Annotated in this window: 25 protein-coding genes; 19 read left to right on the top strand and 6 right to left on the bottom strand. The window is 60.7% G+C overall.

The genetic code is table 11. The features are described from left to right. Positions 1-528: aldehyde dehydrogenase family protein (locus AC3WWR_RS19430; RefSeq protein WP_492598963.1), on the bottom strand; the 528-nt coding region annotated here is incomplete at its 3' end. 385 nt (positions 529-913) lie between these two features. On the opposite strand from AC3WWR_RS19430, the gene AC3WWR_RS19425 reads away from it, so the two are divergent. The 4 genes from AC3WWR_RS19425 (at position 914) to AC3WWR_RS19410 (ending at position 5270) form a co-directional block, all read left to right on the top strand. Further along, on the top strand, positions 914-2827 hold the full coding sequence (locus tag AC3WWR_RS19425; RefSeq protein WP_492598962.1) for a sigma-54-dependent Fis family transcriptional regulator: 1914 nt from the start codon (positions 914-916) through the stop codon (positions 2825-2827). A gap of 187 nt (positions 2828-3014) precedes the next feature. Continuing rightward, positions 3015-4364: a UDP-N-acetylmuramate:L-alanyl-gamma-D-glutamyl-meso-diaminopimelate ligase gene (gene mpl, locus AC3WWR_RS19420; protein ID WP_033045451.1), complete on the top strand. Its 1350-nt coding sequence runs from the start codon at positions 3015-3017 to the stop codon at positions 4362-4364. After that, the gene (ubiX, locus tag AC3WWR_RS19415) at positions 4361-4993 is read left to right on the top strand and encodes a flavin prenyltransferase UbiX (RefSeq protein WP_020798771.1); all 633 of its coding nucleotides are present in this window, start codon (positions 4361-4363) and stop codon (positions 4991-4993) included. Before mpl ends, ubiX begins: the two co-directional genes overlap by 4 nt. Next, a complete protein-coding gene (locus tag AC3WWR_RS19410) occupies positions 4986-5270 on the top strand; it encodes a YceK/YidQ family lipoprotein (protein WP_020798770.1) in 285 nt (94 codons plus the stop codon). Before ubiX ends, AC3WWR_RS19410 begins: the two co-directional genes overlap by 8 nt. An 85-nt stretch (positions 5271-5355) precedes the next feature. Here the strand turns inward: AC3WWR_RS19410 and AC3WWR_RS19405 are convergent, their stop codons facing one another. The 3 genes from AC3WWR_RS19405 to AC3WWR_RS19395 form a co-directional block, all read right to left on the bottom strand. Continuing rightward, complete coding sequence (locus AC3WWR_RS19405) at positions 5356-5997, bottom strand: oxidoreductase (RefSeq protein ID WP_033045415.1); 642 nt, start codon at positions 5995-5997, stop codon at positions 5356-5358. Between the two features lie 27 nt (positions 5998-6024). Further along, positions 6025-7743, bottom strand: coding sequence for a C13 family peptidase (locus AC3WWR_RS19400; protein ID WP_033045413.1), 1719 nt, complete (start codon positions 7741-7743; stop codon positions 6025-6027). A 112-nt stretch (positions 7744-7855) separates the two neighbouring features. Further along, positions 7856-8311: a MaoC family dehydratase gene (locus AC3WWR_RS19395; RefSeq protein WP_168758994.1), complete on the bottom strand. Its 456-nt coding sequence runs from the start codon at positions 8309-8311 to the stop codon at positions 7856-7858. Positions 8312-8505: 194 nt separating this feature from the next. On the opposite strand from AC3WWR_RS19395, the gene AC3WWR_RS19390 reads away from it, so the two are divergent. The 3 genes from AC3WWR_RS19390 to AC3WWR_RS19380 are packed head-to-tail and all read left to right on the top strand — an operon-like array spanning position 8506 to position 10183. Then, positions 8506-8868 (top strand): CidA/LrgA family protein, encoded by a 363-nt coding sequence (locus tag AC3WWR_RS19390; protein ID WP_033045411.1) that lies wholly within the window; start codon positions 8506-8508, stop codon positions 8866-8868. After that, on the top strand, positions 8865-9581 hold the full coding sequence (locus tag AC3WWR_RS19385; protein ID WP_008065952.1) for an LrgB family protein: 717 nt from the start codon (positions 8865-8867) through the stop codon (positions 9579-9581). Before AC3WWR_RS19390 ends, AC3WWR_RS19385 begins: the two co-directional genes overlap by 4 nt. A gap of 11 nt (positions 9582-9592) precedes the next feature. Continuing rightward, the gene (locus AC3WWR_RS19380) at positions 9593-10183 is read left to right on the top strand and encodes an LON peptidase substrate-binding domain-containing protein (protein WP_020798765.1); all 591 of its coding nucleotides are present in this window, start codon (positions 9593-9595) and stop codon (positions 10181-10183) included. 93 nt (positions 10184-10276) lie between these two features. Here AC3WWR_RS19380 and AC3WWR_RS19375 read toward each other — a convergent pair whose 3' ends face one another. Both AC3WWR_RS19375 and AC3WWR_RS19370 read right to left on the bottom strand, forming a co-directional pair. Further along, on the bottom strand, positions 10277-11593 hold the full coding sequence (locus tag AC3WWR_RS19375; protein WP_033045410.1) for a bifunctional DedA family/phosphatase PAP2 family protein: 1317 nt from the start codon (positions 11591-11593) through the stop codon (positions 10277-10279). 159 nt (positions 11594-11752) lie between these two features. Continuing rightward, positions 11753-12448, bottom strand: coding sequence for a DNA-3-methyladenine glycosylase (locus AC3WWR_RS19370; RefSeq protein WP_020798763.1), 696 nt, complete (start codon positions 12446-12448; stop codon positions 11753-11755). A gap of 189 nt (positions 12449-12637) precedes the next feature. Here AC3WWR_RS19370 and AC3WWR_RS19365 point away from each other — a divergent pair, with 189 nt between their 5' ends. From AC3WWR_RS19365 to lipA, 12 genes are all read left to right on the top strand, one after another. Further along, the gene (locus AC3WWR_RS19365; protein ID WP_020798762.1) at positions 12638-13909 is read left to right on the top strand and encodes a glutamate-5-semialdehyde dehydrogenase; all 1272 of its coding nucleotides are present in this window, start codon (positions 12638-12640) and stop codon (positions 13907-13909) included. Next, positions 13878-14600, top strand: coding sequence for a nicotinate-nucleotide adenylyltransferase (gene nadD / locus AC3WWR_RS19360; protein ID WP_492598961.1), 723 nt, complete (start codon positions 13878-13880; stop codon positions 14598-14600). The genes AC3WWR_RS19365 and nadD overlap by 32 nt, the downstream gene beginning before the upstream one ends. A 73-nt stretch (positions 14601-14673) precedes the next feature. After that, positions 14674-15168, top strand: coding sequence for a ribosome silencing factor (rsfS, locus tag AC3WWR_RS19355; RefSeq protein WP_020798760.1), 495 nt, complete (start codon positions 14674-14676; stop codon positions 15166-15168). A gap of 9 nt (positions 15169-15177) precedes the next feature. Continuing rightward, positions 15178-15645, top strand: a complete 468-nt coding sequence (gene rlmH / locus AC3WWR_RS19350) for a 23S rRNA (pseudouridine(1915)-N(3))-methyltransferase RlmH (RefSeq protein WP_007937439.1) — start codon at positions 15178-15180, stop codon at positions 15643-15645. A 10-nt stretch (positions 15646-15655) separates the two neighbouring features. After that, positions 15656-17551, top strand: coding sequence for a penicillin-binding protein 2 (gene mrdA / locus AC3WWR_RS19345; protein WP_020798759.1), 1896 nt, complete (start codon positions 15656-15658; stop codon positions 17549-17551). 31 nt (positions 17552-17582) lie between these two features. After that, on the top strand, positions 17583-18686 hold the full coding sequence (gene rodA / locus AC3WWR_RS19340; RefSeq protein ID WP_050511646.1) for a rod shape-determining protein RodA: 1104 nt from the start codon (positions 17583-17585) through the stop codon (positions 18684-18686). Positions 18687-18703: 17 nt separating this feature from the next. Beyond that, on the top strand, positions 18704-19714 hold the full coding sequence (gene mltB / locus AC3WWR_RS19335; protein ID WP_020798757.1) for a lytic murein transglycosylase B: 1011 nt from the start codon (positions 18704-18706) through the stop codon (positions 19712-19714). Continuing rightward, entirely contained in the window at positions 19714-20724 is a 1011-nt protein-coding gene (locus AC3WWR_RS19330; RefSeq protein ID WP_033044785.1) for a septal ring lytic transglycosylase RlpA family protein, read from the top strand. The genes mltB and AC3WWR_RS19330 overlap by 1 nt, the downstream gene beginning before the upstream one ends. Before the next feature lie 183 nt (positions 20725-20907). Continuing rightward, complete coding sequence (locus tag AC3WWR_RS19325; protein WP_020798755.1) at positions 20908-22065, top strand: D-alanyl-D-alanine carboxypeptidase family protein; 1158 nt, start codon at positions 20908-20910, stop codon at positions 22063-22065. Between the two features lie 83 nt (positions 22066-22148). Then, positions 22149-22424: a DUF493 domain-containing protein gene (locus AC3WWR_RS19320; RefSeq protein WP_020798754.1), complete on the top strand. Its 276-nt coding sequence runs from the start codon at positions 22149-22151 to the stop codon at positions 22422-22424. After that, positions 22424-23071, top strand: coding sequence for a lipoyl(octanoyl) transferase LipB (lipB, locus tag AC3WWR_RS19315; RefSeq protein ID WP_020798753.1), 648 nt, complete (start codon positions 22424-22426; stop codon positions 23069-23071). The genes AC3WWR_RS19320 and lipB overlap by 1 nt, the downstream gene beginning before the upstream one ends. 25 nt (positions 23072-23096) lie before the next feature. Continuing rightward, the gene (lipA, locus tag AC3WWR_RS19310; RefSeq protein ID WP_162276382.1) at positions 23097-24095 is read left to right on the top strand and encodes a lipoyl synthase; all 999 of its coding nucleotides are present in this window, start codon (positions 23097-23099) and stop codon (positions 24093-24095) included. Positions 24096-24204: the final 109 nt, after the last annotated feature.

Here is a 24204-nt window from a genome sequence, read left to right as displayed (position 1 = left end):
GGCGAGTTTCCAGGCGGCCATCAGGATCGGGAAGTTCCACGGGATGATCTGCCCGACCACGCCCAGGGGTTCATGGATGTGATAGGCCACGGTGTTGCCGTCGATTTCGGCAGCGCTGCCTTCCTGGGCGCGGATGCAGCCGGCGAAGTAGCGGAAATGGTCGGCGGCCAGCGGGATGTCGGCATTGAGGGTTTCGCGCACGGCCTTGCCGTTGTCCCAGGATTCGGTGATTGCCAACAGTTCCAGGTTCTGCTCGATACGGTCGGCGATTTTCAGCAGTACCAGCGAACGCGCCTGGGCGGACGTGGCGCCCCAGGCATCGGCGGCCGCGTGGGCAGCGTCCAGGGCTTTGTCGATGTCTTCAGCCGTGGAGCGCGGGAATTCGGCAATCGGTTGGCCATTCACTGGCGAAGTATTGGTGAAGTACTGACCTTTGACAGGCGCGACGAACTCGCCGCCGATGTAATTTCCATATTTGCTCTTGAACGAAACGATAGCGCCTTCAGTACCGGGGTGAGCGTAACGCATGATGGTTTCTCCTTGGGTTCTTGTGCTTATAAGGAAGACGCGCATGTGCGCTTGCTTTAAGCGTAGAGCAAAGGCCGGGCCACCGCCTTGCAGGTCAGGTAAATCAAGACCTTGCGCGATTTTTGTCGGACGGGCGGGAGGCGCCTGTGACGCTTTCGGTACAGTCCCTGTGACACTTTGTACCGGTTCTGGTGCGGCCTGTGACTGGACGGTCTTGCCAGCGTTGCAATGCTGGCCAGGCTGGAGGATGCTCAGACGCTGCATCACCCTGTAGGAGCTGCCGCAGGCTGCGATCTTTTGATTTTTTTAAGATCAAGATCAAAAGATCGCAGCCTGCGGCAGCTCCTACGGGAACGTGAACCTCTCGGGGGGAGAATAATAAGAAATGCACGACAACCATTTGAGTCGCCATGCCCAGCAAGTGTTGACCGTGACCCAGGGCAAGGCTCACCTGCACGGCCCTGGCAGCGACCCGTCGATCGCCCGTTCCTGGCTGCGCTGCCTTGAGGACTACCACCTCGACCCGGCCTTGAACATGGCGCCGACGGTGCTGGAACATGGCCGCGTGCTGGAAAGTCGCGAACGCTTGCAGCAAGTGCTACACATCGCCGGCAATGAAATGACCAGTCTGCATCAGCAGCTCTCCGGTGCCGGCCATGCCGTGCTGTTGACCGATGCTCGCGGCGTGATCCTCAATTGCGTGACGGCGCCGGCCGAACGCAAGATTTTCGAACGTGCCGGCCTCTGGCTGGGTGCCGACTGGAGCGAGGCCTGTGAAGGCACCAATGGCATCGGCACCTGCCTGGTGGAGCGCCAGTCGCTGACCATTCATCAGGACGAACATTTTCGCGGGCGGCATACCGGCCTGACCTGCTCGGCGAGCCCGGTATTCGATCCGCACGGCGAACTGCTGGCTGTACTCGACGTGTCTTCTGCCCGGCACGAGGTATCGCGGCAAAGCCAATTCCATACCATGGCTTTGGTCAATCTGTCGGCGAAGATGATCGAGAGCTGCTATTTCCTGCGTTGTTTCGATAATCAATGGCTGCTGCGTTTTCATCTGCAGGCCGAGTCCGTCGGCTTGTTCAGCGAAGGGCTGCTGGCGTTCGACGGCGAAGGGCGGATCTGCGCGGTCAATCAGAGTGCACTGAACCTGCTGGGGCATATCCGTGGCGGTTTGTTGGGCAAGCCGGTGGAGGCATTTTTCGACTGCTCGCTGGACGAACTGCTCGGCCGCGCGAGCGTCAATGCCAGCGCGAGCTGGCCGCTGCGTACCCGGGACGGACGCCATCTGTTCGCCGTGTTACGCGGGCAAGCGCGAAAAGTCCCGGTGCCGCTGGTGCAGGGGCCGGTGGCTGAAGAGCGCCCGCAGTTGTCGGGCATCTGCCTGGGTGATCCGATCTTGCAGGCGGATTTCCGCAAGGCCCTGCGTGTGTACGAACGGGACGTGCCATTGCTGATCAACGGCGAAACCGGTTCGGGCAAGGAAGCCTTTGCCAAGGCCGTGCACCAAGCCAGCCAGCGCGCGGAAAAAGCCTTCGTCGCCCTCAACTGTGCGGCCATCCCCGAAAGCCTGATCGAGAGCGAGCTGTTCGGTTACCGCGGCGGCAGCTTCACCGGTGCACGCAAGGAGGGCATGCGCGGCAAGCTGCAGCAGGCCGACGGCGGGACGTTGTTCCTCGATGAAATCGGCGACATGCCCCTGGCCTTGCAGACCCGTTTGTTGCGCGTGCTGGAAGATCGGCAAGTGGTGCCGATCGGTGGCGAGCCGGAATCGGTCAATGTGCGGATCATCAGCGCCACGCACCGCAATCTGCTGGAGAGGGTGCAGGACGGCAGTTTTCGCGAGGATCTGTATTACCGCCTCAATGGCTTGGAAGTCGCGTTGCCAGCGTTACGCGAGCGTAGTGATAAATCGCAGTTGCTCGACTTCTTGCTGGCCGAAGAGGCGCGCGGAGAAACCGTATTGATCGACGGGCCGGCGCGTGAGGTGTTGTTGGGATTTGCCTGGCCGGGCAACGTGCGACAGATGCGCAATGTGTTGCGCACGCTGGCGGCATTGTGTGACGGCGGACGAATCGCGCTTGAGGATCTGCCGGCGATGATTCGTCAGGCACGGCAAGTGGTCATGCCGAAAATTGAACAGCCTTGCGAGCATCCACTGGAGGATGCCGAGCGCCTGGCGCTGTTGAATGCGCTGGAACATACGCGCTGGCATATGACGAATACGGCTGAACAGCTGGGAGTCAGCCGCAATACCCTGTATCGAAAACTTCGCAAGCACGGCATCGCCCGGTAATCCGCGGCGTGTCCATTCGCGAGCAGGCTCGCTCCCACAGGATGTTGGGTTGAACCCACAATTCGGGGGCTGACCCAGATCTACTGTGGGAGCGAGCCTGCTCGCGAATGGCGTCATTGAGGACGAAACAAAGGTGCGAATTTTTCCCCCCTAAGCTAACCTGCGGCCATGTTTTACGAGGTCGACTATGCACATTCATATTCTGGGTATCTGCGGCACTTTCATGGGTTCGATGGCAGTCCTGGCCAAAGAGCTCGGCCATCACGTGACCGGCTCCGATGCCAACGTCTACCCGCCGATGAGCACTCAACTCGAGGCACAGGGCATCGAGTTGACCCAGGGCTACGACCCGGCGCAACTGGACCCGGCGCCTGATCTGGTGGTCATCGGCAACGCCATGTCGCGAGGCAACCCGGCGGTCGAGTACGTGCTGAACAAAGGACTGCCTTATGTCTCCGGCCCACAATGGCTGGCCGACCACGTGCTGCAAGGTCGCTGGGTACTGGCCGTGGCCGGTACGCATGGCAAGACCACCACCAGCAGCATGCTCGCCTGGGTGCTGGAGCACGCAGGCATGAGCCCGGGCTTCCTGATAGGCGGTGTACCGCAGAACTTCTCGGTGTCGGCACGCCTGGGCGACACGCCGTTTTTCGTGATCGAAGCCGATGAATACGACAGCGCGTTTTTCGACAAGCGCTCCAAGTTCGTTCACTACCGTCCGCGCACGGCAATCCTGAACAACCTGGAGTTCGACCACGCCGATATCTTCCCGGATCTGCCGGCGATCGAACGGCAGTTCCATCATCTGGTGCGGACTATTCCGAGCGAAGGCCTGGTGATTCATCCGACCACCGAGCCGGCCTTGCTGCGTGTCATCGAGATGGGTTGCTGGACCCCGGTGCAAACCACCGGTGCGGGCGGGCAATGGCAGGTCAAGCTGCTCAGCGACGATGGCTCGCAATTCGAAGTGATGTTCGAAGGCGTCGCTCAAGGCGTGGTCGAGTGGGACATGACCGGCCAGCACAACGTGGCCAACGCATTGGCCACGTTGGCCGCGGCGCGCCATGTTGGCGTGGCGCCGGCCCTGGGCATTGCTGCCTTGAGCGCTTTCAAGAGTGTGAAGCGTCGGATGGAAAAAGTTGCCGAGGTCCGTGACATCACCATCTATGACGACTTCGCCCACCATCCGACGGCCATTGCCACCACGCTCGACGGCCTGCGCAAACGCATTGGCGATGCGCCGTTGATTGCGATCATTGAACCGCGCTCCAACTCCATGAAGCTTGGCGCGCACCGTGACGGCTTGCCAGAGAGCGTGGTCGATGCCGACCAGGTGATCTGGTATGCACCGGCCAATCTCGGCTGGGATCTGGCAGGTACCGCCGCATTGTGCACGGTACCGTCGATAGTCAGCGACTCGCTGGAAGGCATCATTGAGCGGGTCAAGAGCCAGGCCCAGCCAGGCACCCACGTGGTGATCATGAGCAACGGCGGCTTCGGCGGCCTGCATGGCAAGCTGGCCGAGGCGCTCAAATGAGCAACGGTCCCGATCGCATCACGCTGGCGATGACCGGCGCTTCCGGCGCCCAGTACGGCTTGCGCCTGCTCGATTGCCTGGTGCGCGAAGACCGCGAAGTGCACTTCCTGATTTCCAAGGCCGCGCAACTGGTGATGGCTACCGAAACCGACGTCACGTTGCCGCCCAAGCCACAGGCGATGCAAGCCTTCCTTACCGAGTACACCGGTGCCGCCGCCGGGCAGATTCGGGTCTACGGCAAGGAAGACTGGATGTCGCCGGTGGCCTCGGGCTCCGGCGCGCCGGCGGCGATGGTGGTAGTGCCATGCTCTACCGGGACGCTGTCGGCCATCGCGACGGGAGCCTGCAACAACCTGATCGAACGTGCCGCCGATGTGACGCTCAAGGAGCGCCGCCAGTTGATCCTGGTGCCGCGTGAAGCGCCATATTCAAGCATTCACCTGGAGCACATGCTCAAGTTGTCGAACATGGGCGTGACGATTTTGCCGGCATCGCCGGGTTTCTATCATCAGCCACAAACCATCGACGACCTGATCGATTTCGTCGTGGCGCGGATCCTCAATCTGCTGAGCATTCCCCAGGACATGCTGCCGCGTTGGGGTGAATATCATCTGAGCAGCGATGAATAAGCTGCTGGTGATTGTGCTGGCGCTACAGCTGGCGGGATGTGCCACGGCGCGTACGCTGGATGCTGCCAAGCCGGGAGCGCCAGTGGTCTACTCCGGGACGCGGCTGGATTGGTATGCGCTCAATGGCGGCTGCTGCGCGATGGACCGTTTTGGTGCCGAGGCACCGAGCTATCCGGGTGTAGATCTGCCGGCCAGCGCGTTGCTGGACACGCTGCTGTTGCCGTTGTCGCTGCTGACTGTGATCGGGGTCAGCTTTCAGGCAACGGGTGGACTGTAAAGACAAAAGATCGCAGCCTGCGGCAGCTCCTACATTGGGAGTGTGTACACCCTGTAGGAGCTGCCGCAGGCTGCGATCTTTTGATTTACTTGCCCAACTTCCTCAACTCATCCGACTCGACAATCCGCACCCCATCCTGCTCCTCCAGAGCGAGGCGCCACATGGCTCGGGCCAGTTGGCAGGCTTCAATGCCTCGGTATTTGCCGGGAATCAGTTTCGACAAAGGCCCGGCGAACTGCTCGCCCAGGCGTGGTTCAGTGCGTTCGCCCAGCAGCAACGATGGACGGCAGATGGTCAACTGTGGCCAATTCTGTGCGCGCAAGGCATGTTCCATCTCGCCTTTGACCCGGTTGTAGAAAATCGAGGATCTGCGATCGGCACCCAGGGCGCTGATCACGATCAGGTGCCGGGCGCCCATCTCCCGGGCACGTTTGGCGAAGGCCACCACCATGTCCAGGTCCACCGCGCGAAACGCCTCCTCCGAGCCGGCCTGTTTGATTGTAGTGCCCAGGCAGCAGTAGGCGATGTCAACGCGGCCGTTCAATTGCGGCAGAAACTCAGAGGGATCGCCCACCGGATTTTCCAAGTGGGGATGCTCGGCCAGTGGCCGGCGTGAGGGGGCCAATACTCGCGATATCGTTGGCTCGTTGAGCAAGCGATCAAGTAAGTGTTCACCGGTTAATCCGGTGGCTCCGGCAAGCAACACGTGCTGAGGCGTCAAGTACATAGTGTTTCTCCCTTGATACTGTTCAGCTTAGTTGTTCTTTGCATCCTTGTTGTCAATGGAAACACTTTGCAGGGCTTTTCTTGCCTGCTGCTTGCGTAACAGTTGCCAGTGCGAGAGCACGGTTCTAGGCGCCCAGATCTGCGGTTCGGAGGCTTCGAAATTGTCTGTCAGCTCGCGCTCGGCAACCGTGGCCTTGGCCAGTTTGAAGGCTTGCTCCAGGTCATCGGTCTGGTTCAGTGCCCGGGCAAACAGGGCATCGCCGAAGTAGGTGAAGTTGGCTTCTTCGGAACAACCGAAAGACACGCGGTCAGCGCGCGAGGCGGTCATGATCAGGGTGCGTTCGTCTTTCAGGGCGGGGATGAAACCGCCGGAGTAGCAGGACGAAATCACGATGATCTTGTCGCGGTTTTTCAGTGGGGCGAGGACGGCGGCAAGCTCGTCGGCCGGCAGATCGGCCAGTTCCATGCGCGGCTGGTCGAGCACCAGTTCGTGCTCGCTGGTGCCGTGACTGGTCAGGTAGATGAAAATCAGGTCTTCCGGGCCAGTGCGTTCGGCCAGCGTCACGGCGGAGCGCCTCAGGTTCTCGCGGGTGGCCATCGGCCGGTCGCCGAGGTGGTCGCGATGGTTCACCAGGCGGATTTGGCCATAGGCACCGAAACGGCTGGTGAGCATGTTCGCGACATAGTCCGATTCACGCAGGAAAACACTCTGCTTGCCATCGCCGCCAAGGGTCAGGGTGTACAGCTCCACCGCCGGGGTTGAGGCTGGGACGTTGGTAAACGCTTCTTCGAGCAAGCGTCCCTGGGCCAGCAAACCCAGCTCGAGGGTGTCTGGCAGTAATTTGCCTTCGGCGTCGCGCACCCGCTGGCCGTTGATCCAGGTGCCACTGAGCACGGCGCCGTCGGTGAGGACCAGGGTGCCGCGTCCGGAATAAGTGTCGTTGTCGAATTGGCCGGTGTAGAAACTACCGTCGGCCAGGTTCAAGCGACCTTGGCCGCTGAAGCGCCAGTCATTGAAGTGGCCGATGTAGTGGCTGCCGTCGGCGCCGATCAATTCGCCCTTGCCGTTTAGCGAGCCTTCCTTGAATTGACCCAGCCATACGTCGCCATCGGCATTTTCATAACGGCCCTTGCCGTGCAATTGGTTGTTTTTGAACGCGCCGACATAGATGTCACCTTCCGCACTGTTGAAGGTTCCGTTACCTTCCAGCTGACCGTCGACGAAGTGTCCGGTGAATTGATTGCCGCTGCCGTCGCTGCGCTGGCCCTCGCCGTTGGGCTTGCCGTGGGCGAATTGGCCCTGATAGGCACTGCCATCTTCGAGTTCCAGGCGACCGAGCCCTGAAAATTGATCGGCCTTGAATTCGCCGCGGTAGATCATGCCGTTTTCTTTGAGGGTGCCTTCGCCGTCGCGACGGCCAAGCTTGAAACCGCCGTTGTAGCTGCCGGCGTTGGTGGTCAGGGTTCCCTGGCCGTCAAACAGGCCTTGCTTGAACTGGCCGCGATAAGCCTCGCCATTACTGCCATGCCACTCACCCTGGCCATGCCATTGGCCCTGGTCGAACTCGCCGGCGTACCAGCTGCCGTTCGGGTAATCGATACGGCCCTGGCCCTGCAGCAATCCGTTGACCAGGTCTCCGCGATAGCGTCCGCCGTCCGGCAGGCGGGCGTCCGCGGGCAATAGCGATTCGCCGTCGCCGCAAGCGGTGAGCATCAGGGTCAAGGCGAGGAGTGCAAGTGGGCGCATAGCGGGTTCCGGGCAATTAGGCGACCGAGTATGCCGCAGCCATGTGTCCATATACAGCCGGTAGAAAAGCATCTGGTGCGAAACAGCGTGTGCTGCTTCGCACCGACAGGGCTTACACGAAGCAGAGTGACAGGGATTCGGCGACGTACGCCGGTTTCTCCATGCCTTCGATTTCCAGTGTGGCGATGGCCTTGAGCAGCAATTGGCCGGGTTTTTTCTCGGTGACCTCGGACAGTTCGACCTTGAGGCGCACCTTCGAGTCGACCTTGACCGGCTGAATGAAACGCACGCTATCCAGGCCGTAGTTGACCACCATCTTCAAGCCTTCGGGCATGACGAGGATGTCTTCCATCAATTTTGGAATCAGCGACAGCGAAAGGAAACCATGGGCGATGGTGCTGCCAAATGGCGTTTGCGCGGCTTTGGCCGGGTCGACATGGATGAACTGGAAGTCCCCTGTGGCTTCGGCGAACAGGTTGATGCGTTCCTGATCGATGGTGAGCCATTCGGAACATCCAAGTTCCTTGCCGACATAATCTTTGAGCTCTGCAACAGGTACAAAGGGCATTGAGACTCTCCTTGGGTTCATCGGTTTTATAGTTTTTAGGTGGGGGGATTTGACCTCCCGGATTACCACTTTAGATCACCATGGCAAAACGCTGCGGTCAACTGACCATGCTTATGGCGAATGCCGATCCATAGCGCAAGCGTGCTTATAATGCGTCGGCCAATGCGGGTGACGGATTTTGCGGGGGATCATTGATGTTGTTACGTGGCCTGACCTGGCTGGTGCTGTTCCAATTGCTCGGTACCGCGACCAACCATTTGTTTTTACCCTTCCTGCCGGGGCCGATTATCGGTCTGCTGCTGTTACTGATATTTCTCATCGGTCGTGGCCAGGTCGGCGAGCCGTTGAACCTTGCAGCCAGCAGCCTGCTGCGCTACCTGCCGTTACTGCTGGTGCCACCGGCGGTGGGGGTGATGGTGTACGCCGCGGACATCGCCGCCGATTTCTGGGCGATTGTCGGCGCGCTGGTGTTGTCATTGTTGCTGTCGATGGCGTTCGCCGGAGTCCTCATGCAGCGCATGGTCAAGCGCCATGTTCATCCTGAGGACGGCCAATGATCCTTGACTGGCACGGCGCCTGGACGTCAGTGATTCATCATCCGTTGTTTGGTATCGGCATCACGCTCGGTGCCTATCAGCTGGTACTGGCAGCGTTCGAGAAAACCCGCTGGATCTTTTTGCAGCCCGTGCTGGTCTCCATGTTGCTGGTGATCGGTGTGCTGGTGGGCTGCGGCCTGACCTACGCCGAGTACCGCAAGAGCACTGAGATCCTGAGTATTCTGCTCGGCCCCGCGACGGTCGCGCTGGCGGTGCCGCTTTACCTCAATCTGCGGCGGATTCGACAGTTGTTCTGGCCGATATTTACTACGCTGGTGATAGGTGGTGTGGTCGCCACATGCATGGGGGTGCTGTTGGGCTGGTGGTTCGGGGCCGAACACATGATCCTGATGACCATGGCGCCGAAATCGGTAACATCGCCTATCGCCATGCTGGTGGCCGAGCAGATTGGTGGTGTCGCCGCGCTGGCGGCGGTGTTCGTTTTGATCACCGGAGTGATCGGGGCGATCTTCGGTCCGAGTCTGTTGACCCGGCTCGGTGTCCACAGTCCAGAGGCTCGCGGCATGGCACTGGGCATGACCGCCCACGCGGTGGGCACTGCGGTAGCGATGCAGGAAAGTGACGAATGCGGCGCCTTCGCGGCGCTGGCGATGAGTTTGATGGGCGTGGCCACGGCGGTATTCCTGCCGTTGGCGGTGTCGATGGTGGTGTAAGGAATATGTCTATGAGTCTGCCGCTTTTTCCGCTGAACACGGTGTTGTTTCCTGGTTGCATCCTCGACCTGCAGATCTTCGAGGCGCGTTACCTGGACATGATCGGTCGCTGCATGAAACAGGGCGGCGGCTTTGGCGTGGTGTGCATCCTTGAGGGAAGTGAAGTCGGTATCGCGCCGCAGGGCTTTGCCATGGTCGGTTGTGAAGCGCGTATCACCGATTTTCAGCAGCAGGACAACGGCCTGCTGGGTATTCGGGTCGAGGGCGGGCGACGGTTCAAAGTGTTGTCTACCGAAGTCCAGCGCGACCAACTGATCCTGGCCGAGGTCGAATGGCTGGAAGACGAGCCCGAGCAACCCCTGCAGGACGAAGATGCCGACCTGGTGGCCTTGCTCAAGGCCCTGGCCGAACACCCGATGGTCGAAGCGCTGAACATGGGTACCGAAGCGGCGGGCCAGCAATCACTGGCCAACCAGTTGGCGTACCTGTTGCCCTTCGCCGAAGAGGACAAGATCGATCTGTTGCAACTCGATGATCCGCAGCAGCGGCTGGATGCGATTCAGGCGTTGCTGGATGAGTTGCAGGGCGAGTTGTTCGCCTGACGCGGCCAAAAGATCGCAGCCTGCGGCAGCTCCTACATGAATTTGGTATGCATTCTGTAGGAGCTGCCGCAGGCTGCGATCTTTTGCTTTTGGCTAATACGCGTACCGCAACATCGTATGTGGCAAATGCCTCAATATGAAGAACCCGAACAATGCCACCAGTGACGGCAGCACCAGCCACCAGACTTTTGGCGGCATGGCGTTCAGCGAGGTCTGGCGCTGGCTGAGCCACAGGCTCGCGGCGCAGACGCACGATGCCAGCATCGCTCCTGCCAGCACATCTGTCGGCCAGTGTGCGCCGAGGTAAACCCGCGACAGGGAAATTGCCAGCGCCGGCAGGCACGCCACCAACAGCCAGGTCAGGCGCATGCGCGGGGGTTGTCCGCGGCCGGCCAGTACGGCGAGGGTCAGGAACAGCGCGAATGACCCGGAGGCGTGGCCGCTGGGCATGCTGTAGCTGGTCAGCGGGTCGCTCAATACTTCGGGGCGCAGGCGGGCAAAGAAGTGTTTGGTCAGGGTGTTGCCCAGGGCGGTGCAAAGCAGGGTGGTGGTGGCGAAGATCAGCTGGCGCCATTGCCGTGTAACCAGCAGCAGCACCACCAGCAAGGCGCTGAAGATCAGCATGTTGCGGAATTCGCCGATGAGGGTGAAGACCACCGCCACTTCATCGAGCATCGGGCTGCGGTGTTCCTGCACCAGGGTCATCACGCCTTGGTCGAGGGCATTCAGATGCGGATAGCCGATAAACAGGCCCGCCAGAATCAGCAAGCTCATGCAGGCAATGAACACCGTGGCCTTGCGATGGCGGCGCAGGCTGCTGGTGGCGCTAAGCCCGATCATGAGTGTAATGCTGCCGGCGACGATGCCGGCTTCAGGCCAGAAGCCTTCGGGCAGTGGCAGGCGAATCGCCGCGCCCGTGGCCCATCCCGGTAGCAGGTACGCCACCGACCAGCCCGCACCGGCTAGCAGGCTGACCGCAAAGAACCGTGGGAACGGCATGTCGAACATCCCGGCGACCATCGGCAACATGGGGCGCAAGGGGCCGATGAAGCGTCCGACCAGCAGGCTGGCGATGCCATAGCGCTGGAAATACGCCTCGGCCCCGGCGATCCATTCCGGGTGATGACGCAAGCCGGGCAGGCGCCGGATGTTCTGATGGAAGTGTCGGCCGAGGAAATACGAGACCACGTCGCCCAGCACGCCGGCGAGAAACCCCAGCAGCAGCGTTTCACTCAGCGACAGCGCGCCGCTGCCGGCCAGTACCGCCACGGCGAACAGCAATACCGTGCCCGGCACGATCAGGCCGGCAATCGCCAGGCACTCGACAAAGGCCACGATAAATACCGCTGCCGCCAACCATTGCGGGTTGACCGTCAACCAACCGGTCACGCTATCGAGCCATGGGCCCATAAAAACAACTCCATTGAATTCAAGTGGCCCTTGGCGGGCGAACAAAATCTACACAACACCACAAACCTCTGTAGGAGCTGCCGCAGGCTGCGATCTTTTGATCTTGACCCTTTAAAAGCAAAAGATCGCAGCCTGCGGCAGCTCCTACAGGGACCGGGCTCACAGCAGGATGTAGTCGCGACCTTCGACCTGGCCCCGCCGCAGCGGGTTCCGCGTGCAATAGGCGGCATAGGCCGCGTCAACGAAGCGGTACATCAGGTGGTCGTCGCGCCCATGGGGAATGCCCAGGCGCGTGGCCTGGATAACATGGGCGGGCGTCTGGCCGACGTCTTCCACCAGCAGCACCTCATGGTCGAAGCGCTTGGCGTCCCAGACCGGCACTTTCAGGCCCAGGGCCTTGCACAGCAGCGTTTGCCCCGCGCAAAGCTTTTGCGACGGGCGAGGGCGGCCCTGGGCGTCGGGGTTGTTCAGCAGCATCTGCGCCAGGCTCGAAGGTCCGCTCAGTTCATCGACCCAAGGATAGGCGGACTTGATCAGCACTGCGTTACCCGGGCCCTGGGCGCTGAAGTTCAGCGAGTCACCTCCGCGGGCGTAATACATATAGATGTGCCCGCCATCCAGAAATAAAGCCTTACGCTTTTCCGTATAGCCGAGGGAGGCGTGGCTGCCTTTTTCTGCGCAATAGTAGGCTTCTGTCTCGATGATCCGCGCGCTGAGCCACAGATCACCGACCCGATGACGAATGACTTTGCCCAGCAAGTCGCGGGCGAGAATTTGCGCGTCGCGGTCGAAAAACGCGTCTGGGAGGCCCTTGGGCAGGCTCGCGGAGGACACATGAACAGGCAAGTTGGACATGGTGGGCAGCGTTTATCAAGGCTGAGTGAGTCGTGATGATAACAATTTGCTGCTTAATCCCGGCTGAACGTCGGCAAATTGCCCTCGATTTCGACCATCCGCCCGTCACCGCTGTTAGTCGGCGGACGCGACAGCTATAATCTGCCGCTTTACTCTTTACCAAGACCTAATCAAAGACCACTCCAGACCATGACTGAGTCCGTTCTTGACTACATGACCCGTTTGGGTCGCGCCGCCCGCGAGGCTTCCCGCGTCATCGGCCGTGCCAGTACCGCGCAGAAGAACCGCGCGTTGCAGGCCGCTGCCAATGCGCTGGATGCTGCCCGCGGCGAATTGACCGCTGCCAATGAGCTGGACTTGGCGGCTGGCCGCGCCAATGGTCTGGAACCGGCCCTGCTCGAGCGCCTGGCGCTGACCCCGGCGCGAATCGACGGCATGATCGTGGGTCTGCGACAGGTCGCGGCGCTGCCCGACCCGGTCGGTGCGATCCGCGATATGAGCTATCGTCCGTCGGGTATCCAGGTGGGCAAGATGCGCGTGCCGCTGGGCGTGATTGGGATCATCTACGAATCGCGACCGAACGTGACCATCGATGCCGCCAGCCTGTGCCTGAAGTCCGGCAACGCGACCATCCTGCGCGGCGGCTCCGAAGCCATTCATTCCAATCGTGCCATCGCCGCCTGCATCCAGCGCGGCCTGGCCGAGGCCGATCTGCCGGCCGCCGTGGTGCAAGTGGTCGAAACCACCGATCGCGCTGCCGTCGGCGCGCTGATCAGCATGCCTGAGTTCGTCGACGTCATCGTGCCCCGTGGTGGCCGTGGCCTGATCGAGCGCGTCAGTCGTGACGCTCGAGTGCCGGTGATCAAGCATCTGGACGGTATCTGCCACGTCTACGTGGGCGAGCACGCCGATCTGGCGAAGGCCCAGCGCATCGCATTCAACGCCAAAACCTACCGTTATGGCATCTGTGGTGCTATGGAAACGCTGCTGGTCGATCAAACCGTTGCGAAAGATTTCTTACCGGCGATGGCTGCCCAGTTCCGCGAAAAAGGCGTCGAACTGCGCGGCTGCGAACGCTCCCGGGCAATCATCGATGCCCTGCCGGCCACGCAAGAGGACTGGAGCACCGAGTATCTGGCGCCTATCCTGTCGATCCGCGTGGTCGATGGGCTTGACCAGGCCATCGAGCACATTAACCATTACGGATCCCATCACACCGATTCGATTGTCAGCGAACACCAGGGCGACACCCGGCGTTTCGTGGCTGAAGTCGATTCTTCGTCGGTGATGATCAACACCCCGACCTGCTTCGCCGATGGCTTTGAATACGGATTGGGTGCCGAGATCGGCATTTCTACTGATAAGCTGCACGCCCGCGGCCCGGTCGGTCTCGAAGGTTTGACCTGCGAGAAGTACGTGGTAGTGGGTGATGGCCAGTTGCGCGGACAGGAGCCGGCCTGACTTGGGCGACTTCGCCCCGTCAGCCCCGGTAACCGCCAGCGCGCCTCGACCCAGACGCATCGGTGTACTGGGCGGGACCTTCGACCCGGTGCACATCGGCCATTTGCGTGGTGCGCTGGAAGTCGCCGAAACCCTGGCGCTCGATGAACTGCGCCTGACGCCAAATGCCCGGCCGCCCCACCGGGGTACGCCGCAGGTATCGGCCAAGGACCGGCTGGCGATGGTCAAGTGCGCGGTAGCCGGAGTGGCACCGTTGGTGGTAGACGCCCGCGAATTGCAGCGGGACAAGCCGTCCTACACCATTGATACCCTGGAGTCGATGCGCGCCGAAATGCCCGCCGAGACCCAGGTTTTTCTGCTTTTGGGTTGGGACGCATTTTGCGGCCTGCCCACTTGGCACCGCTGGGAAGAGTTGCTCCAGCATTGCCATATCCTGGTGTTGCAACGCCCGGATGCCGACAGCGAACCGCCGGATGCCTTGCGCAACCTGCTGGCAGCGCGCTCGGTGAGCGACCCGCTGGCCCTCAAAGGGTCGAGCGGACAGATTGCATTCGTCTGGCAGACGCCGCTCGCGGTATCCGCCACCCAGATCCGTCAACTGCTGGCCAGCGGTAAGTCGGTACGTTTCCTGGTGCCCGACGCGGTCCTGGCCTACATCGATGCGCACGGGCTTTACCGTGCGTCGAACTGAATAGGAGTGCCTCAAGGCACGTGGCAACAACGTGTATTGAAGCGCCCGAACATACGAGCAAAACGAGTTTTATATGACGAACAACGACGTAAACAAAGTTAAGCGTAAAGGCACGTTCAAGAGCGCCCCGCTGCCTGAGAAGGTCCTGGCAGCCGAGCCGCCAAAAGGCGACGAGCTGGTCAAGATCGCCGTCGCTGCCCTGGAAGACGTCAAGGCCCAGGACGTGCTGGTCATCGACGTTCGTGACAAGCAGAGCATCACCGACTACATGATCATCGCCACCGGTACCTCCAACCGCCAGATCGGCGCGATGCTGGACAAGGTCCGCGAAGCGGTCAAGGCCCTGGGCATCAAACCACTGGGTGAAGAAGGCAAGGGCGACAGCGACTGGGTCCTGTTGGACATGGACGACGTGATCGTCCACATGATGACCTCCAATGCCCGCCAGTTCTACGACCTGGAGCGCTTGTGGAAAGGTGCCGAGCAGAGCCGTGCCGCCGATGGCAAACACCACAGCCCTGAAGTTGGTCACGAGCATTTCACCAAGCTCAACAAAGACCAGGAATAAGGAACGGCTGTGCGACTGCGACTGATCGCCGTCGGTTCACGCATGCCCAAATGGGTGGAAGAAGGCTGGCATGAATATGCCAAGCGTCTTCCGTCCGAGCTGGCGCTGGAACTGGTGGAAATACCGCTCAATACCCGTGGCAAGAACGCCGACGTGGCACGCTTCATCCGTCAGGAAGGCGAAGCCATGCTGGCCAAGGTCGGGCCCAATGAGCGCGTTGTCACCCTCGAAGTCCACGGCAAGCCCTGGAGCACCGAGCAGCTGGCGGTCGAGCTCGATCGCTGGCGGCTGGATTCGCGCACGGTAAATTTCATGGTCGGCGGGCCTGAGGGGTTGGCGCCGGAAGTCTGCGCCCGTGCCGATCAGCGCTGGTCGCTATCACCGCTGACGTTGCCGCACCCGCTGGTGCGAATCTTGATCGGCGAGCAGCTGTATCGTGCCTGGACAGTGTTGTCCGGTCACCCTTACCACAAGTAGTTCTGCCCTCATGTCCCAACCGATCCGCATCAAGGACCACGAAAAAGACGCCCGTCTGGTGCGTGGCCGCGTCGTGTTCGGGGCTATTGCGGTGGTGCTGCTGATTGGTGTGCTGATTGCGCGCCTGTATTTCCTGCAGGTCATCCAGTACGAATACCACTCGACCCTGTCGGAAAACAACCGCGTCCATGTGCAACCGATTCCGCCGACTCGCGGGTTAATTTTCGACCGCAACGGCGTAGTGATTGCCGACAACCGGCCCAGCTTCAGCCTGAGCATGACCCGCGAGCGCTCCGGCGACTGGCAGCAAGTGCTCGATGTAATCGTCGAGGTGCTGGAGCTGACGCCCGAGGACCGGGTGATTTTCGAGAAGCGCATGCGCCAGGGGCGACGGCCGTTCGAGCCGGTGCCGATCCTGTTTGAATTGACTGAAGAGCAGATCGCCCGGATTGCCGTGAACCAGTTCCGCCTGCCCGGGGTGGAAGTGGTCGCGCAGCTGGTCCGTCACTATCCGCAGGGGGCGCACTTTGCGCACTCGGTGGGGTACATGGGACGGATCAACGAGAAAGAGTTGAAGTCGCTTGATCCGGTCAATTACAGCGGCACTCACCACATCGGTAAAACCGGCATCGAGCGTTTCTACGAGCCGCAATTGCATGGCCAGGTGGGTTACGAGGAAGTCGAGACCAACGCTCGCGGCCGTGTGTTGCGAGTGCTCAAGCGCACCGAACCGATTTCCGGCAAGGACATCGTCCTGAGCCTGGACATCAAGCTGCAGGAAGCCGCCGAAGCTGCACTCGGTGGTCGTCGTGGCGCGGTAGTGGCACTGGATCCGAAAACCGGCGAAGTGCTGGCGATGGTCAGCCAGCCGAGTTTCGACCCGAACCTGTTCGTCACCGGCATCAGTTTCAAGGCCTATTCCGAGCTGCGCGACTCCATCGACCGACCGCTGTTCAACCGTGTCCTGCGTGGCCTGTACCCGCCGGGCTCGACCATCAAGCCGGCCGTTGCGATCGCGGGGCTGGATGCGGGTGTGGTGACTGCTTCATCGCGGGTGTTCGACCCGGGTTACTACATGCTGCCCAACTACGACCACAAATACCGCAACTGGAACCGTACCGGCGACGGCTTCGTCGACCTCGATACGGCAATCATGCGTTCCAACGATACGTACTTCTATGACCTGGCCCACAAGCTGGGGATCGATCGGTTGTCGGCGTACATGACCAAGTTCGGCATTGGCCAGAAAGTCTCCCTGGACATGTTCGAAGAATCGCCAGGGCTGATGCCGACCCGCGAATGGAAGCGTGCGACCCGCCGACAAGCGTGGTTCCCGGGTGAAACGTTGATTCTGGGGATCGGGCAGGGCTACATGCAGTCGACGCCATTGCAGTTGGCCCAGGCCACGGCACTGGTGGCCAACAAAGGCGTATGGAACCGTCCGCACCTGGCCAAGACCATCGAAGGCGAGAAGCCGGTGGATGAGAACCCGATGCCGGACATCATCCTGCGTGACCCGGCGGACTGGACGCGGGTCAACCATGGCATGCAACAGGTCATGCACGGTGCCCGAGGCACCGCGCGCAAGGCCTCGATCGGCGCGCAATACCGGATTGCCGGCAAGAGTGGTACGGCCCAGGTGGTGGCGATCAAGCAGGGCGAGAAGTACGACCGATCCAAGGTCCAGGAACGTCATCGCGACCACGCCCTGTTCGTTGGCTTCGCGCCGGCCGACGATCCGAAGATCGTGGTCTCGGTGATGGTCGAGAACGGTGAGTCCGGCTCCGGCGTGGCCGCGCCGGTGGTGCGTCAAATCATGGACGCCTGGTTGCTGGACCAGAACGGTCATCTCAAGGCCGAATACGCCAGCCCTACTACCGCAGAGGCTACCGCCCGTGATGAATAATTTCGATCGCATGCTCTCCAGCGAGGATGTGATGCGCCGCCGTGCCACGCTGTTGCAGCGCCTGCACATCGATGGACCGTTGCTGATCCTGTTGCTGACCCTCGCCGCCGGCAGCCTGTTCGTGCTGTATTCGGCCAGTGGCAAAAGCTGGGACCTGCTGGCCAAGCAAGCCACTTCGTTCGGTATCGGCCTGGTGTCGATGATCGTCATCGCCCAGTTCGAGCCGCGATTCATGGCGCGGTGGGTGCCGCTGGGTTATGTGGTCGGGGTGATGTTGTTGCTGGTGGTGGACATCATGGGGCATAACGCCATGGGGGCCACACGCTGGATCAACATTCCAGGGGTGGTGCGCTTCCAGCCTTCGGAATTCATGAAGATCCTCATGCCGGCGACCATCGCCTGGTATCTGTCCAAGCGCACGCTGCCGCCGCAGCTCAAGCACGTGGGTGTCAGCCTGATGCTGATTGGCGTGCCGTTCATCCTGATCGTGCGCCAGCCCGATCTCGGCACGTCGCTGCTGATCCTGGCGGGCGGCGCTTTCGTTCTGTTCATGGGCGGCTTGCGCTGGCGCTGGATTCTCAGTGTGCTGGCCGCCGCCGTGCCCGTGGCGATCGCCATGTGGTTCTTCATCATGCATGACTACCAGAAGCAGCGAATCCTGACGTTCCTCGATCCCGAAAGTGATCCGCTGGGGACCGGCTGGAACATCATTCAGTCCAAGGCCGCGATCGGTTCCGGCGGCGTGTTCGGCAAGGGCTGGTTGCTGGGCACCCAGTCACACCTGGATTTCCTGCCGGAAAGCCACACCGACTTCATTATCGCGGTGCTGGGCGAAGAGTTCGGCCTGGTGGGCATTTGCGCGCTGTTGCTGATCTACCTGCTGTTGATCGGTCGCGGGCTGGTGATTACCGCCCAGGCGCAGACATTGTTCGGCAAATTGCTGGCAGGCGCCTTGACCATGACATTTTTTGTGTATGTTTTCGTCAACATCGGTATGGTCAGCGGCCTGTTGCCGGTGGTGGGGGTGCCGTTGCCGTTCATTAGCTACGGAGGAACTTCGCTGGTGACGCTGCTGTCAGCGTTTGGGGTTTTGATGTCGATCCATACCCATCGCAAGTGGATCGCGCAGGTTTGAATAAGGTGAAGAGTTCAATGCAAGTAATGCGTGGCTGGGCGACTCGATACGCGCCATGGGTCGGCCTGGTAAGCATCCTTGGTACTGCGCAGCAGGCGGTGGCAGGCGATTACGAAGGCTCGCCCCAAGTGGCCGAGTTCGTTGGTGAGATGACTCGCGACTATGGCTTCGCCGGTGAGCAATTGATGGGCGTGTTCCGCGAGGCGCAGCGCAAGCAATCGATCCTGGACGCCATTTCGAAACCCGCCGAGCGGGTCAAGCAATGGAACGAATACCGGCCGATGTTCATCACCGATGCGCGTATTGCCCGTGGCGTTGATTTCTGGCGTCAGCATGAGGCAGTGCTGGCCCGTGCCGAACAGGAATACGGCGTACCGGCGCAGGTGATTGTCTCGATTATCGGCGTTGAAACGTTTTTTGGCCGTAACACCGGAAATTTCCGGGTCATCGACGCGTTGTCGACCCTCGGTTTCGACTATCCTCCCCGTGCCGAATTTTTCCGCAAGGAATTGCGTGAATTCCTGTTGCTGGCCCGGGAAGAGCAGGTCGACCCGCTGACCCTCAAGGGTTCCTACGCCGGTGCCATGGGCCTGCCGCAGTTCATGCCCAGCAGCTTTCGCGCCTATGCGGTGGACTTCGACAGTGATGGCCACATCAATATCTGGAACAACCCGGACGATGCCATCGGCAGCGTTGCCAGTTATTTCAAGCGACACGGCTGGGTCGCCGGCGAACCGGTGGTCAGCCGCGCCGATGTGCGCGGCGAACAGGTGGACGAAGGTTTGACCACCGGTATCGAGCCGACTAAAACCGTTGGAGAGTTGCGGGCCCTGGGCTGGTCAAGTCATGATGCGCTGCGCGATGATATGCCGGTTACCGCCTTCCGCCTGGAAGGCGACAATGGCCCTGAATACTGGATGGGCCTGAAGAATTTCTACGCGATCACGCGTTATAACCGCAGCGTGATGTACGCCATGGCCGTACATCAACTGTCTGAACAGCTGGTCCAAGCACGGGGCGTCAAGTAATGCGGGCATTGCCTATGAATAAACCCCTGAAGCTGATGGCATTTGCCGCGTTGGCTATGCTGGTTGCCAGTTGTTCCACCAGTCGTGCGCCAACGCAGAAGTCGTCCACCGCCGTACGCTCGGCGCCGGGGCTGGACATCAACCGTGCCCACAAGGATGGCGCGCCATGGTGGGACGTCGACGTTTCACGCATCCCGGACGCCACGCCAACCCTGCACACCGGCCCGTACAAGGCCGCCCCTTACTCGGTACTGGGCAAAACCTATTTTCCGTTGCAAGAGTCCAAGACGTACGTGCAGTCGGGTACGGCGTCCTGGTACGGCACCAAGTTCCATGGCCAGAACACCGCAAACGGCGAAGTCTATGACCTGTACGGCATGAGCGCCGCACACAAGACCTTGCCGTTGCCGAGTTACGTCCGGGTGACCAACCTGGACAACAACAGGACTGTGATCCTGCGGGTCAATGACCGCGGCCCGTTCTATTCGGACCGGATCATCGACCTGTCGTACGCCGCCGCCAAGAAGCTCGGCTACGCCGAAACCGGCACCGCGCGGGTCAAGGTCGAAGGCATCGACCCGCAGCAATGGTGGGCTGCCAAGGGCCGTCCGGCGCCTTTAATGCTCAACGAACCGCAAGTCGCGCAGAATAACGCCCCGGTCATTACGGCTTCGGCCGGCACCATCGAGCAATGGACACCTCCGCCGCAGCAGCACGCCGCCGCAGTCGTCCCTGTTCAACTTGCCGATGCAAAAAAAAACGCTTCTGCACCAGCGTCTGGCCAGTATCTGCAGGTGGGCGCGTTCGCCAACCCGGACGCTGCCGAGTTGCTGAGGTCCAAGCTCAGCGGGATGGTGAAAACTCCGGTGTTCATCAGCTCGATCGTGCGCAATCAACAGACACTGCATCGAGTGCGCCTGGGGCCGATCGGTTCGCCGGGTGAAATCCAGCAAGTGCAGAACAGCGTGCGCCTGGCCAACCTGGGTTCGCCCAGCGTTGTGACGGAGTAATACGTAGAACTTGATTGACGGTTCATCTGCGGTTTTGGGGGGTGGACCAGGTTGTTGGCTCTATGAAGAACAAAAGCCCGGCAAGGGTTACAGAGTGAGCAGCTGAATACGCGATGACTCGTTAGAAAGTCATCTGATTAGTTTTGCCTTCGGGCAGTTTCCATTAGCGATTTCGAGAGACGGATGAACATCACCACCTTTGCCAAACGCCTGTGCCTTCTAGTCCCGCTGCTCCTCTCGCCTGCCGCATTCGCGGTCGAGATGATGCCGTCGCCACCGCAACTGGCCGCCAAGGCCTACGTGCTCATGGACGCCAGCAGCGGCAACGTGCTGGTCGAGAACAATGGTGACCAGCGTCTGCCGCCAGCCAGCCTGACCAAGCTGATGACCGCGTACATCGCGACCCTCGAAATCCGTCGTGGCCAGATCGGTGAAAACGATCCGGTGACCGTCAGCGAAAATGCCTGGCGTACCGGCGGTTCGCGGATGTTCATCAAGGTCGGCTCGCAAGTGACCGTCAGCGACCTGCTGCACGGCATCATCATCCAGTCGGGTAACGATGCCAGCGTTGCACTGGCCGAACACATCGCCGGCAGCGAAGACGCGTTTGCCGACATGATGAACAAGACCGTGGCCGACCTGGGCATGACCAACAGCCACTTCATGAACCCGACCGGCCTGCCGAACCCGGAACACTACTCGTCGGCTCACGACATGGCAGTGCTGGCCCGCGCGATCATTCACGAAGACCCGGCTCACTACGCGATCTACTCGCAGAAAGAGTTCTTCTGGAACGGCATCAAGCAACCGAACCGCAACCTGTTGCTGTGGCGCGACAAGACTGTCGATGGCCTGAAAACCGGCCACACCGACGAAGCCGGCTACTGCATGGTGTCTTCGGCCGTGCGTGACGGCATGCGCCTGATCGCCGTGGTGTTCGGCACCAACAGCGAAGTGGCTCGCGCCGCCGAGACCCAGAAACTGCTGACCTACGGTTTCCGTTTCTTCGAAACCCAGACCTTCTATCAGAAAGGTGCCGAGCTGGCCCAGGCGCCTGTCTGGAAGGGTTCCACCAATCAAGTCAAGGCCGGCCTGGCTGAAGACCTGACCATGACCCTGCCGAAAGGCCAGCTGAAAAAGCTCGCCGCCAGCATGACCATGAACCCGCAACTGGTTGCGCCAATCGCCAAGGGCGACGTGATCGGTAAAGTCGAAGTCAAGCTGGAAGACAAGGTAGTGCACAGCGCCGACCTGATCGCTCTGGATGGCGTCGAAGAGGGTGGTATCTTCCGTCGCATGTGGGATAGCATCCGTCTATTCTTCTACGGCTTGTTCAACTGATAGTGTGCTCCTGCAAGGTCTCGTGCTGATCCGGCGCGGGGCCTTGTCGTCGCCACGGCTTACGCTTACGAGGCCGTTACGCCATGACCGATACCGAAGTAAAGGCGCCTAAGATCGAATTCCCCAACGTTGATTACCCGGTTAAGGTGATCAGCGATACCGGTGTGGGCAACAAAGACAAGATCATTGCGATCGTCAAGAAGCATGCGACGATCAACCATGACCGTGTGGATGAACGCCAGAGCACCAACGGCAAATACACCACGATCCAGTTGCACATCGTTGCGACCGACCAGGACCAGCTGTACAACATCAACAGCGAACTGCGGGCCACCGGTTTCGTGCACATGGTGCTGTGATGTCCGGCACGCTGGGCTTTCGCGAACTTGGCCAGATGGCTTACGAGCCGGTCTGGCATGCCATGCAACGCTTTACCAACGAACGTGGCAGCGATGCCGCCGACGAGATCTGGTTGGTCGAGCACCCGCCAGTCTTCACCCAGGGCCAGGCCGGCAAGGCCGAGCACTTGCTGGTGCCGGGAGATATCCCGGTGGTGCAGGTTGATCGCGGTGGCCAGGTGACGTATCACGGCCCCGGGCAGTTGGTGGCCTACCTGTTGCTGGATGTGCGCAAGCTGGGGTTCGGCGTGCGTGACCTGGTGACTCGCATGGAGTCATGCCTCATTGAGTTGCTCGCCAGCTACGGTGTGACGGCGGCGGCCAAGCCCGATGCACCGGGCGTGTACGTCAATGGCGCGAAAATCGCCTCCCTGGGTCTGCGGATCCGCCACGGTTGTTCCTTTCATGGGCTGGCCCTGAACGTGGACATGGACCTGGAACCGTTTCGACGGATTAATCCCTGCGGCTACGCCGGGCTGGCGATGACCCAGCTGAGCGATCACGCAGGATCGATTGAATTTGCCGAGGTAAGTGCCCGGCTGCGCGCGCAGCTCGTCAAACACCTCGACTATGCTGAGCAGACGACCCTCACGGGCGGAATCGACTGATATGACTACTGATGCAGTGCAAACCATGATCCCGACGCTCGATGTCACTGAGCGCCCGGCCCCGCGTCCCAAGGTTGAAGCCGGCGTCAAGCTGCGCGGCGCCGAGAAGGTTGCACGCATCCCGGTAAAGATCATTCCGACCACCGAGCTGCCGAAGAAGCCTGACTGGATTCGTGTGCGTATTCCGGTCTCGCCGGAAGTCGACCGTATCAAGGCGTTGCTGCGCAAACACAAGTTGCACAGTGTGTGCGAAGAAGCCTCCTGCCCGAACTTGGGCGAGTGCTTCTCCGGCGGAACCGCGACCTTCATGATCATGGGTGACATCTGCACCCGTCGTTGCCCGTTCTGTGACGTTGGCCACGGCCGTCCGAAGCCACTGGACGTCAACGAGCCGGAAAGCCTGGCCATCGCCATTGCCGACCTGAAACTGAAATATGTGGTAATCACCTCGGTAGACCGCGATGACCTGCGTGACGGCGGTGCCCAGCACTTTGCCGATTGTATCCGCGAGATCCGCAAGCTGTCGCCGAACGTGCAGCTCGAAACCCTGGTCCCGGACTACCGTGGCCGCATGGACATCGCCCTGGAAATCACCGCCGCCGAGCCACCGGATGTGTTCAACCACAACCTGGAGACCGTGCCGCGCCTGTACAAGGCCGCGCGCCCGGGTTCGGACTACCAGTGGTCGCTGACCCTGCTGCAACGCTTCAAGCAGATGATGCCGCATATCCCAACCAAATCCGGTTTGATGCTGGGTTTGGGTGAAACGGATGAAGAAGTCATCGAAGTCATGAAGCGCATGCGCGAGCACGACATCGACATGCTGACCCTGGGTCAATACCTGCAACCGTCGCGCAGCCACTTGCCGGTGCAGCGTTTCGTGCACCCGGACACCTTTGCCTGGTTCGCCGAGGAAGGTTACAAGATGGGCTTCAAGAACGTTGCTTCCGGCCCGCTGGTACGCTCTTCCTACCACGCCGACGAGCAGGCCAAGCTGGTCAAGGCCGAGTTGATGTCGTCCTGATTCGGTCATGAAAAACAGCCCGCAACGTTCAATCGGCCTTGCGGGCTTTTTTTGCCTGTCCCACAGCGACATCAGTCTTTTCCTGCGACTGCGCGATGCTTGATCCGCT

It is taken from the genome of Pseudomonas sp. EB271-G4-1, assembly GCF_058791355.1.
This window is presented reverse-complemented; position numbering and strand designations above follow the sequence as displayed.